Here is an 11118-nt window from a genome sequence, read left to right as displayed (position 1 = left end):
GAGCAGTTCGTCGCCCTTCCTGGGCCCGCGCGGGCCCGCTCGGCGGCGACGAACTGCTCTTTCGATTGTCAGGGTTCGGCCTACGGAAGCCGACGGAGTGCTCTCTCGATCAGAAGAGGGCGCTCATGAGGGACTTGCGGGCCTTGGCGACGCGCTCGTCCCCGGTGCCGATGACCTCGAAGAGCTCGACGAGGTGCTCGCGGGCCTTGTTGCGGTCGGCGTCGGCCGTGATCCGCACGGTGTCGATGAGGCGCACGAAGGCGTCCTCGACATGGCCACCGAGCAGGTCGAGGTCGGCGACGACGATCTGCGCGTCGACGTCGGCGGGATCGGCCGCCGCGGCCGCGCGGGCAGCCTGCAGGTCGACTCCGGCCGTGCGCTGCAGGAGGCCGACCTGCGCCAGACCGAGCTTGGCGTCGGTGTCGGCCGGGCTCTGCGCGAGCGCCTCGCGATAGGCGGCAGCCGCCGCGTCGAGGTCACCGGCCTCGATCGCGTCGAAGGCCTGCTGGTGGAGCGGCGGCAGCGGCGGCTCCTCGGCAGCCTCCGGCGCGGCCCCAGCAGCATCGGCGCCGGCGACGGTGCCCGTGACCCCGTGCTGTGCGGCGAGCGCGAGCACCTGGTCGATGACACCGGTGATCTGGGCCTCGGGCTGCACGCCCTCGAAGAGCGGCACCGGCTGGCCCTGGAGGAACGCGAAGCTCACCGGCACCGCCTGCACCTGGAACGCCTGCAGGATGGCGGGGTTGGCGTCGACGTTGACGGTCACGAGCTGGAAGCGGCCGGCATACCGCCTCGCGACGGCGCCGAAGGTGGCCACGAAGTCCGCTGACTCCTTGAGCCTGGGCGACCACAGCACCATGACGACGGGATAGGGCACCGTGGGCCCGACGAGCTCGCCGATCGAGGCGTCAGTACCCTCGATGACGACGCCGGACGCACCGGCCGTCGAGGTGGCGTCCGCGCTGGATGCGGGGCCAGCCGGCGGGGCCGGCCGCTTGAGCGAGGACAGGTCGACGGCACCGCGCAGCGCCGCTGCGGTGAATGGCTGGTGACTCATAGGTCAATCCTGCCTCACCGACCCGAGCCGGCGACGATCTGGTCCGAGGCAGCCACCACGTGGGACTGGCCGCTCGCCGGGATGACGATCGCGATGATCTCGTTAGACGTGAGCTTGGCCTCGGACGTGATCTGCTTGATGCCGGTCAGCAGGGTCAGCTCCTTGTCGGGAGTGAGCTTCTGCGGGGTCCGCATCGCGATCGCGTCGTGGCGCTCGAGGTGGGCGAAGACGATGGCGCCCTTGCCGTCCTTGAGGCGGACCCCGCCGATGACGTCCTTGGGGGTCCAGCTCTGGGTGAAGGTGCCCTGGTTGTTGAGCGCCTGCGACTGGGCTCGCGCCGACTGCCGCAGCTGCTCGGTGAGCGGGTCGACCGAGAGGAGCTTGGAGGTCACCGGGCCGGGGAAGCGCACGGAGTCGGCGAAGGAGGCCACGACGTCGTCGGGCGCGGCGGCCAGGCCCTTGCCGTCGCCGATGGCCGGCGAGCCGTCGACCGTGGGGTCGAACGGGTCGATCTTCGCGCTCGGCAGGACCGGGGTGAGCGCGGCAACCTGGTAGGGGCCGGCCGGGGTCTGGGCAGTCAGCAGGACGAGCACGGGCGCGCCGGTCTTCTTCAGCGTCGTCTGGGCGAGGATCTGGGCCGGCGCGTCACCGGCACGCGAGACGGCGAGCACCTTGACGCCCTCGGTCGACAGAGCAGCGTCGGCCTTCTCTCCCGCCGTGCGGCCGGGCAGCATCTTCGCGGCGGCGTTCGCCGACACGAGTGCTGCGCCGGTGAAGGCCTTGGCGCGAGCCGCGGCGCCCGCGGCCGTGACATCGGTCGACGCGGCCACCGCAGCGCTCACCGCGGACTGGGCGGAGGTGTCGGCAGCCGACGGGGCCACGACGGGAGTCGCGGTCGCAGCGCCGCCGTCAGGTCCGTCGTCGGCGTTCCCGGTGCAGGCGCTGAGCATCGCGGCACAGGCCAGAGCGGCCGCAAGGGCGCGTCGACGGGTCGCGGAGCGGGGCATGAAGAAGGCCTTTCGTGGTGACACAGGGGGTCGGCCCGCCATCGTCAGAGGGCGAACCGCCAACCACGATACGCACGACGGGCCCGCCTTCCCCAATCGTCAGAGGCCGGCTCTGCTCCGAAACACCGGCGACAGAACGGACGAACCGGGAGGTAATGCCGCGCTCAGCGCCGCCACGTGTCAGACCGCTCACGTTCGGCAGCCCAGCCGGCCGGCGTCGCTCAGGTGGCGCCGTCAGCCTGCTGGCGGCCCAAGGCGTCCTCGAGGCGCTCGAGCTTGGCATCGAGCTCTCCGGTGAAACCGGGCCGGATGTCGGCCTTGAGCACGAGCCCGACACGGGGTGAGCTCTCGGCCACGACGTCGCAGCACTGCCTCACGACAGCCATGCACTCGTCCCACTCCCCTTCGATCGTCGTGAACATGGCGTCGGTGCGGTGCGGCAGCCCGGAGTCGCGCACCACACGGATGGCACGGGCCACGGCGTCGCTCACCGACCCCGTGTCATCGGCGGCGACCGTGGGTGCGACGGAGAAGGCGATCAGCATGAGCCCACCGTATGCCGCCCCGTCCCTCGTCGCTCGGCCGCCCCGGACGCGTCGTGGCCCGGTGGGCGAGCGCCCGAGGCGCCCGCAGGGCGAGGCCTCAGAACGCCGTCTTCATCGTCAGGGCTTCCTCGATGACCTCGAAGCCGAGCGCCTTGTTGATGTCGACCATCCAAGGGTTCTGCTCGTCGTTCATCGTCTGCACCGTGCGACGCTCTGGCGCCAGGCGGGCGAGCTCGTCGAGGTTGGCGATCTTCACGGCCATGCCGAGGCGGTGGCCGCGGTGCTCGGGAAGCACGAGGGTGCCCCACTGGAAGACGATGTGCGGGTCCCCGCTCGGCATGACGAGATCGGTGTAGGCGGCGACCGTCCCCGTCTCGCGGTGGAGGGCGACCGTCGTGATGATGGTGCGGCCCGCGTCGCGCTGCTGGTCGAGCATGACCTGGTAGTCCTCGACGGTCATCGACTCCGGCTCGAACTCCACGTCGCCCGTGGGGGCGTCGAGGATGAGCCGGTTCGACGCGTCGCAGACGCCCTGTCGCAGCTCCTGCGGCACGCCATTGACGTGCACGCTGAGCTCGTAGGCGTCGCCCATGGCCTCGTGGGCCCGCTCCCGGTGCCGGGTCGCGACATCGCGGTCGACCGGCAGGGAGAGCGAGCGGACGATCTCGACGCTCGACACGGCATACCCCCGGCGGAGGGCGAACTCACGGTCGGCGTGCGACTCGCGGGCGCCGACGGGCACGAACACCTCGGTGAGGAGCATGTCGCGCTTGGCAGCGCGGGCGCGCTCCTCCGTCCAGGTCACGAGGGCCGAGCCGAGCCCCTGCCTCCGGTACTGCGGGTCGACCTCGAGCTGGGTCCAGCACTTGTCGAGGTTGTCGCGCTCCGGGAAGAAGATGCGCGCCCAGCCCGCAGGCGAGCCGTCGACCATCGCGACGGCCCCCTCCTCGCGTTCGCCGGGGAAGTCGAAGCGCACCATCTTGAGGAACTCCTCCTCGGTGCGCTGGATCGGTTGCACGCGCGAGACGGCCTCGCTGCGGCAGGCGACCCCGAAGACCTCCTTGAGCATGACGTCGTCGTCACGGTCGAGCGGGATGATGTCCATGACTCGACGGTGACACCAGGGCGCCGGTCACGACAACGCATTTACCCGCTGGCCGTGGGTCGGCGGGGAGGCTCAGGCCTCGAGGCGGTCGACGAGCCGGTCGGCCGCGGCATACGGGTCGATCTCACCCGCGACGACCTGGCGCGCGAGCGCGCCGAGGCCCTCGTGACCCGCGACGTGACCGAAGCGGGCACGCACGGCGGCCAAGGCGATCGACTCGATCTCGTCGGCAGCGCGTCGCTCACGCCGGCGGACGAGCTCGCCGTTCTCCTCGATGAACGCGCGGTGCTTGTCGAGCGCCTCCATCACCTCGTCGAGGCCGAGCTTCTGGGAGGCCACGGTCTTGACGACCGGAGGCCGCCACAGCCCCGGCTCCGTGCGGTCGCCGAGCGAGATCATGTGGCGCAGGTCGCGCACCGTCGCGTCGGCGCCGTCACGGTCGGCCTTGTTGACGACGAAGACGTCGCCGATCTCGAGGATGCCCGCCTTGGCGGCCTGGATGCCGTCACCCATGCCGGGCGCGAGCAGCACGATCGAGGTGTCGGCGAGGCCGGCGATCTCGACCTCGGACTGCCCGACGCCCACGGTCTCGACGAGCACGACGTCGCATCCTGCGGCGTCGAGCACCCGGATCGCCTGGGGGGTCGTCCACGACAGGCCGCCGAGGTGGCCGCGCGAGGCCATCGAGCGGATGTAGACCTCGGGGTCGAGGGCATGGTCCTGCATGCGCACCCGGTCGCCGAGGAGGGCGCCGCCCGAGAAGGGCGAGCTGGGGTCGACCGCGAGCACCCCCACGCGCAGGCCCCGCTCACGGAAGGCCCCGACGAGGGCTGTCGTCGAGGTCGACTTGCCGACACCCGGCGAGCCGGTGATCCCGATGACGTAGGCCGACCCGCTGTGCGGGGCCAGTGCAGCCATCACCTCACGCAGGGCCGGGTGGCCGTCCTCGACGAGCGAGATGAGGCGCGCCACGGCGCGCGGAGACCCCGCCCGGGCCGACTCGACCAGGGCGGGGACGTCGACTGCGCGGCGCACCAAGCGAACTCAGCCGGACGAGGGTCAGGCCGAGGCCGGCACGCGGACGATGAGGGCGTCACCCTGACCGCCACCACCGCAGAGGGCTGCGGCGCCGACCCCGCCACCGCGCCGCTTGAGCTCGAGGGCGAGGTGCAGGGCGATGCGAGCGCCCGACATGCCGATGGGGTGGCCGAGGGCGATGGCGCCGCCGTTGACGTTGACCTTGTCGAGGTCGATGCCGAGCTCCTTGGCCGAGGCGAGGCCGACGGCCGCGAAGGCCTCGTTGATCTCGACGAGGTCGAGGTCGGCGGGGCTGATGCCCTCGCGCTCGCAGGCCCGGGCGATGGCCCGGGCGGGCTGCTGCTGGAGCGTCGAGTCGGGCCCGGCGACGACGCCGTGGGCGCCGATCTCGGCGAGCCAGGTGAGGCCGAGCTCCTCGGCCTTGGCCTTGCTCATGACGACGACCGCCGCGGCGCCGTCGGAGATCTGCGAGGCCGAGCCGGCCGTGATCGTGCCGTCCTTGCTGAAGGCCGGCCGGAGCGCGCCCAGCGAGGCCGTCGTCGTGTCGGCGCGGATGCCCTCGTCGGTCTTGAACTCGACCGGGTCGCCCTTGCGCTGCGGGATGCTCACCGAGACGACCTCGTCGTCGAAGAGGCCGTCCTTCCACGCCTTGGCCGCGAGCTGGTGGCTGCGCGCCGAGAACTCGTCCTGCTCCTCGCGGGTGAAGGCCTGCTCGCCGGTGTTGGCCTGCTCGGTGAGCAGCCCCATCGCCTGGTCGGTGAAGGCGTCCCAGAGCCCGTCGAAGGCCATGTGGTCGCGCATCGTCACGTCGCCGTACTTGTAGCCCTCACGCGACTTCGTCATGAGGTGCGGCGCGTTGGTCATCGACTCCTGGCCTCCGGCCACGACGATCTCGAACTCGCCGGCACGGATGAGCTGGTCGGCCATGGCGATCGCGTTGATGCCCGAGAGGCACACCTTGTTGATCGTCAGGGCGGGCACGGTCATGGGGATGCCCGCGGCGTGGGCGGCCTGGCGAGCCGGGATCTGGCCGGCACCCGCTTGCAGCACCTGGCCCATGATGACGTAGTCGACCTGCTCGGGAGCGACGCCCGCCTTCTCGAGGGCACCCTTGATGGCGACGCCACCGAGGTCTGCTCCGGAGAAGTCCTTGAGCGAGCCGAGCAGGCGCCCCATGGGGGTCCTGGCTCCTGCGACGATCACGGAGGTGGGACGGTCAGCACTCATGGAAACAGCCTCTTCCGACGTCATTGGGGATGTCGGTGACACTGTAGTAGCGCCTCCTGACGGCCCCGCCCACAGCATGACCAAGCGCACACGGCATACGGGAGCGGCCACGCCGCCGGCAGTCTGCGGCTCGGCGGGTCAGCGGGACCGGCGCCCCACGTCGGCGGCGTAGTCGTCGAGCACTCCCAGCACGTCAGGCGAGCGCCACAGGGTGCGCCGCTCGGGGTAGTGCAGTCGCGCGACGAGCACCCCGGCCTCGGTGAGCACCCGCAGGTGACGGTGCACGTTGGGCTCCGCGATGCCGAGCGCCGCGGCCGCCGTGGCGGCGTCGAGCACCGGGTGGGCCACGACGACGTCGAGCAGCCGCCAGACCGCGGAGTCGGACCGGGCGCGCACGCGCTCACGCCACTGCGCACGGACGTCGTCGAGGCGCCGACGCATCGTGCGTCCGTGCGCCACGGCCCGCAGCCCGGCCAGGGCGAAGGCCGTGACGATGGGCTCGATCTCACCCAGGCGGTATGCGTCGAGCGCGGCCACGTAGCCCGCGCGGTCGTGGAGCAGTCCCCCCGACACCGGCACCGTGACATGCCGGGTCACGCCCTTGGCGCGCAGCAGGGCGTGGACGAGTGCCCGCCCCGTGCGTCCGTTGCCGTCGGCGAACGGGTGGATCGTCTCGAACTGGGCGTGGGCAACGGCCGCCTGGATGAGCACGGGGAGGTCGTCGCGGGCCATGAACGCGACGAGGTCGCCGATCGCCGCCTCGATGCGGGTGTGGTGGGGTGGCACGAACTCGGCGGTGACCGGGGTGCTCGCTGGAGCGCCGATCCACACCGGCTCCTCCCGCCAGCCGACGAGATGCGGCGATGCGCGACCGAGCAGGGCCGCCTGCATCCGCAGGATCGCCTCAGCATCGAGCCGGTCGGCGAGCGCGATCGCCGCGGTCATGGCGTCGACGTTGGCGGCGACGACGGCGGCGTTGCCTCGCCCGGTGCCGGTGAGCTCGGCCTCGGCGACGGCGCGGGCCGAGGCGGTCAGCTGCTCGATCTGCGACGACGACGCCGACTCGCTGCGGAGCAGGATCGCATCGAGCGCCCGGGGCCCTCCGGAGGCTCCCGACCCCGGCTCGTCGGTCTCGGCGTCGAACGCACGCACCTCGGCGACCGCCTCCTCGGCCTGGGCCACGACGTGGGGTCGGGGCGCAGGGCTGAGCCGGGCGATCTCGGGGACGACCGCCGCGGCATACGGGCGACCCACGGCGGAGCGCTCGGCACGCGTGACGCCCTCGAGGCCGGGAGCCGGGTCCCAGCGGAGCGTCTCCGAGGTGATCGCCGGCCAGACAGGACCGCGACCGGTCGAGTCGTGGCTGGTCACAGGATCAGATTATCACTTGTGTGCGCAAGTGATAAGTACGGCGCGTGGTCCTTGCCACATGGCGATGGACTGCCTCGGCCGGGCCTGCGCTCCTAGGCTGGGGCCATGACCGGCACGAGCGAATCCCTCTTCACCCACATCGACCACGTCGGCATCGCCGTGCCCGACCTCGACGCAGCCATCGCGTTCTACGAGGAGAAGTACGGCATGACGATGCTCCACGAGGAGACCAACGAGGAGCAGGGCGTGCGCGAGGCGATGATGGCCGTCGGCGACTCCGGCTCGTGCATCCAGCTCCTCGCCCCCCTCTCGCCCGAGTCGACGATCGCGAAGTTCCTCGACCGCAGCGGCCCCGGCATCCAGCAGCTGGCCTACCGCGTCGCCGACATCGACGCCGTGTGCACCACGCTGCGCGAGCGCGGCCTGCGCCTGCTCTACGAGACCCCGAAGCGCGGCACGAGCGACAGCCGGGTCAACTTCATCCACCCCAAGGACGCCGGCGGCGTCCTCGTCGAGCTCGTCGAGCCCGCGGTCAGCCCCTCCCACTGACGCGGGCCCGGCGAACGAGCAGCACCGCCCCTAGGGCACCCAGCCAGAGGTATGCCGGCCACAGCGCCAGTCGCTCGAGGCCTCCCACCCACGTCTGCTGCCCCAGGCGGAGGCCGAAGGCTGCCGCGGCCGCCGCGGTGAGCCCGCCGACCGCGACACCGGTCGTGACGACCCACCCGGGCACGGCCCCGGCCGTGCGCCGCAGCGCCGCAGCGGTGGCGAGCACCGCGAGCGGCTGGAGCACGAAGACCGGCGCGGCAACGAGGGCGTGCAGTGCCGGCCGCTGGTCGACGGGGACGAGTCCGACTGCGGCAGAGCAGAGCCCGGACAGTGCCCAGAGGCCCGTCGCGGCGGCTCGCACCCACCCCGGAGCGAAGGACGGGTGCAGCAGCAGGGCGCCGAGCACGCGGAGGCTCGCGAAGACGACGAACGCGACGTTGAGCACCGCGTGACCGGGTGAGCAGACGAGGACCGTCGAGCCGGAGTGGCCCGGCGCGCAGGTCAGCTGGCCCAGGGCGCTGATCGTGTCGTCCCGCAGGCTGTAGGCCGCCGACGCGGCGACCGTGCCAGCCGCGGCAGCCGCCACGACGAGCTCGACGGCGACGTAGAGCGGCTGCACGAGCCACGCCGCACTGCCCAGCCGGTTCGGTCGCACCGCCCGACCGTAGCCCGCGAGCCGACGGACCGCCACGACTGCCCGAGGGCGCGCGCCCCACGCACGGCCACCCCACGGCATACGCGCTCGTGGCGGTCGGTCGGTCGGCGCTGGGCTCCACCCCACGGAATACCGGCGGGTAGGAGTTCGCCGGCACGAGGCCCGCCGGGTGACCCAGGTCACCGTGTGGTGGGGGTCTCAGAAGCGGTCCGGGGCAACAGAGCGTCGCTACGTTCGGGGCATTACGCACCACTTCGACGACCAATGACGCTGCGACCGAAGGACCTTCACCATGCAGGCCATCCGCGACGCCATCCTCTCCGGCGACCGCACCCAGGAGACCTACGCGAACATCGAGATCCCCGCGACCTACCGCGGGGCGACCGTCCACAAGGACGAGGTCACGATGTTCGAGGGACTCGCCACCCGCGACAAGGACCCCCGCAAGTCCCTCCACATCGACGAGGTGCCCGTGCCCGAGCTGGCGCCCGGCGAGGCGCTCGTCGCCGTCATGGCCAGCGCGATCAACTACAACACGGTGTGGACCTCGATCTTCGAGCCGGTCTCGACGTTCGGCTTCCTCGAGCGCTACGGGCGCATGTCGGAGTTCGCCAAGCGGCACGACCTGCCCTACCACGTCGTCGGCTCGGACCTCGCGGGCGTCATCCTGCGCACTGGACCTGGTGTGACCAAGTGGAAGCCCGGCACCGAGGTCGTCGCCCACTGCCTCTCCGTCGAGCTCGAGGACGCCGAGGGCCACAACGACACGATGCTCGACCCGCAGCAGCGCATCTGGGGCTTCGAGACGAACTTCGGCGGCCTCGCGGAGCTCGCCATCGTCAAGGCGAACCAGCTGATGCCCAAGCCCGCCCACCTGACGTGGGAGGAGGCAGCCGCACCCGGCCTCGTCAACTCGACGGCCTACCGGCAGCTCATCTCCAAGAACGGCGCGGCGATGAAGCTCGGCGACCGCGTGCTCATCTGGGGCGCCTCGGGCGGCCTCGGTTCCTACGCGACGCAGATGGCCCTCGCCGGCGGCGCGACCCCGATCTGCGTCGTCTCCTCCCCCGAGAAGGCCGCGATCTGCCGTGACATGGGCGCCGAGCTCATCATCGACCGCAACGCCGAGGGCTACCGCTTCTGGAACGACGAGGGCACCGCCCAGAACCCCAAGGAGTGGCAACGCCTCGGCAAGAAGATCCGTGAGCTGACCGGTGGCTACGACGTCGACATCGTCTTCGAGCACCCGGGCCGCGAGACCTTCGGCGCGAGCGTCTACGTCGCGCGCAAGGGCGGCACCATCGTCACGTGCGCCTCGACCTCGGGCTACATGCACGAGTACGACAACCGCTACCTCTGGATGAACCTCAAGCGCATCGTCAGCTCGCACTTCGCCAACTACCGCGAGGCCTGGGAGGCCAACGAGCTCATCAACCGCGGGCTCATCCAGCCGACGCTGAGCAAGACCTACACGCTCGAGGAGGTCGGGCAGGCGGCGCTCGACGTCCACCAGAACGCTCACCAGGGCAAGGTCGGCGTGCTGACGCTCTCGCCCGAGCCGGGGCTCGGTGTCACCGATCCGGACAAGCGTGCAGCGCTCCTGTCGAAGATCACCCGCTTCAGCGACCAGTAGGCAGCACTGCGACCGGACGAGGGCGGGCCCACCATCACGGTGGGCCCGCCCTCGTCTCGAGCGCGGTGACGACCGCAGCCATGTCGAGTGCTCCGAGGCCCGCCTCCTCGGTCTCGCGGAAGAGCTCTCGCGACGCATCGAGCAGGGGGCTCTGCGCACCGACGGACCGCGCCGCCGCTGCGATGAGGCGGGTGTTGGTGTGCACGTCGCGCACCGCGGCCTGGGCGTCGAAGTCGCGCGCCGCGAGCTTGGCCAGCTTCACGGTCGAGACGGCACTGGCCATGGGCCCGGAGTCGAGGGCGCGCCTGAAGACCTCGAGGTCGAGGTCGAGCCGCTCGGCGAGGTGGAAGGCCTCGGCGAGCCCGGCGACCATGGTGCAGAGATAGAGGTTGACCGCGAGCTTGGTGCCCGTGCCGGCCGGCACGGAGCCGCAGCGCACGACCTCGCGGCACATCGGCGCGAGGAGCGGGACGACGCCGTTCACGGCCGCGTCGCGTCCGGCCACGAGGGCGACGAGCTCGCCGCGCTCGGCCGGGAGGCGGGAGCCCGAGACGGGGGCCTCGACGTAGTCACCTCCAGCAGCCTCGACATCTCGCCCGAGCCCGATGGAGAACTCGGGCGAGGTCGTGCCGAGGTGCACGACCGTGCGCCCGGCAACCATCGCCGCAAAGGCGTCGGTGCCCCGGTGCAGCACGTCGTCGACCGCGCGCTCGTCGGCAAGCATGAGCAGCACGACGTCACTGGCGGCGAAGACGGCGTCCGGGGAGTCCTCGACCGCGGCCCCGAGCGCCGACAATGCTGCCGCGCCGGCCGGCGACCGGTTCCACACGCGTAGAGGCACTCCCGCCCGGACGAGGTTGGCGGCCATGGGCCGACCCATGATTCCCAACCCGATGAAACCCACTCTGATCTCCACAGCGACCTCCCACCT

Annotated in this window: 11 protein-coding genes; 2 read left to right on the top strand and 9 right to left on the bottom strand. The window is 71.6% G+C overall.

The window, feature by feature from the left end:
• Window positions 1-109: 109 nt before the first annotated feature.
• From FBY41_RS12210 to FBY41_RS12180, 7 genes are all read right to left on the bottom strand, one after another.
• Window positions 110-1057, bottom strand: a complete 948-nt coding sequence (locus FBY41_RS12210) for a tetratricopeptide repeat protein (RefSeq protein WP_141844521.1) — start codon at window positions 1055-1057, stop codon at window positions 110-112.
• A gap of 14 nt (window positions 1058-1071) precedes the next feature.
• The gene (locus tag FBY41_RS12205; RefSeq protein ID WP_260439721.1) at window positions 1072-2064 is read right to left on the bottom strand and encodes a hypothetical protein; all 993 of its coding nucleotides are present in this window, start codon (window positions 2062-2064) and stop codon (window positions 1072-1074) included.
• Window positions 2065-2285: 221 nt separating this feature from the next.
• Window positions 2286-2609 carry a thiamine-binding protein gene (locus FBY41_RS12200; protein WP_141844520.1) on the bottom strand — a complete coding sequence of 108 codons (324 nt, stop codon included), beginning with the start codon at window positions 2607-2609 and terminating at the stop codon, window positions 2286-2288.
• A gap of 97 nt (window positions 2610-2706) precedes the next feature.
• A complete protein-coding gene (locus tag FBY41_RS12195) occupies window positions 2707-3714 on the bottom strand; it encodes a GNAT family N-acetyltransferase (RefSeq protein ID WP_141844519.1) in 1008 nt (335 codons plus the stop codon).
• A 72-nt stretch (window positions 3715-3786) separates the two neighbouring features.
• Window positions 3787-4752 (bottom strand): methylmalonyl Co-A mutase-associated GTPase MeaB, encoded by a 966-nt coding sequence (meaB, locus tag FBY41_RS12190; RefSeq protein ID WP_141844518.1) that lies wholly within the window; start codon window positions 4750-4752, stop codon window positions 3787-3789.
• Window positions 4753-4773: 21 nt separating this feature from the next.
• Window positions 4774-5979 carry an acetyl-CoA C-acetyltransferase gene (locus FBY41_RS12185; RefSeq protein WP_141844517.1) on the bottom strand — a complete coding sequence of 402 codons (1206 nt, stop codon included), beginning with the start codon at window positions 5977-5979 and terminating at the stop codon, window positions 4774-4776.
• Window positions 5980-6117: 138 nt separating this feature from the next.
• On the bottom strand, window positions 6118-7350 hold the full coding sequence (locus FBY41_RS12180) for a Fic family protein (protein ID WP_141844516.1): 1233 nt from the start codon (window positions 7348-7350) through the stop codon (window positions 6118-6120).
• A 105-nt stretch (window positions 7351-7455) separates the two neighbouring features.
• On the opposite strand from FBY41_RS12180, the gene mce reads away from it, so the two are divergent.
• Window positions 7456-7899, top strand: coding sequence for a methylmalonyl-CoA epimerase (gene mce / locus FBY41_RS12175; RefSeq protein ID WP_141844515.1), 444 nt, complete (start codon window positions 7456-7458; stop codon window positions 7897-7899).
• On the opposite strand, the gene FBY41_RS12170 is transcribed toward mce, so the two are convergent.
• Window positions 7883-8554, bottom strand: coding sequence for a DUF998 domain-containing protein (locus tag FBY41_RS12170; protein WP_185749030.1), 672 nt, complete (start codon window positions 8552-8554; stop codon window positions 7883-7885). The genes mce and FBY41_RS12170 overlap by 17 nt on opposite strands.
• 292 nt (window positions 8555-8846) lie before the next feature.
• Between FBY41_RS12170 and ccrA the strand changes: the two genes are divergently transcribed.
• Window positions 8847-10187, top strand: a complete 1341-nt coding sequence (gene ccrA, locus FBY41_RS12165; RefSeq protein WP_141844513.1) for a crotonyl-CoA carboxylase/reductase — start codon at window positions 8847-8849, stop codon at window positions 10185-10187.
• 34 nt (window positions 10188-10221) lie between these two features.
• Here the strand turns inward: ccrA and FBY41_RS12160 are convergent, their stop codons facing one another.
• Window positions 10222-11091, bottom strand: coding sequence for an NAD(P)-dependent oxidoreductase (locus FBY41_RS12160; protein WP_260439806.1), 870 nt, complete (start codon window positions 11089-11091; stop codon window positions 10222-10224).
• Window positions 11092-11118 lie beyond the last annotated feature (27 nt).

The organism is Humibacillus xanthopallidus (assembly GCF_006716675.1).
GTDB classification, from domain to species: domain Bacteria; phylum Actinomycetota; class Actinomycetes; order Actinomycetales; family Dermatophilaceae; genus Humibacillus; species Humibacillus xanthopallidus_B.
Note: the sequence above shows the minus strand (reverse complement) of the source record. Positions and strands in the feature narration are given on the sequence as shown.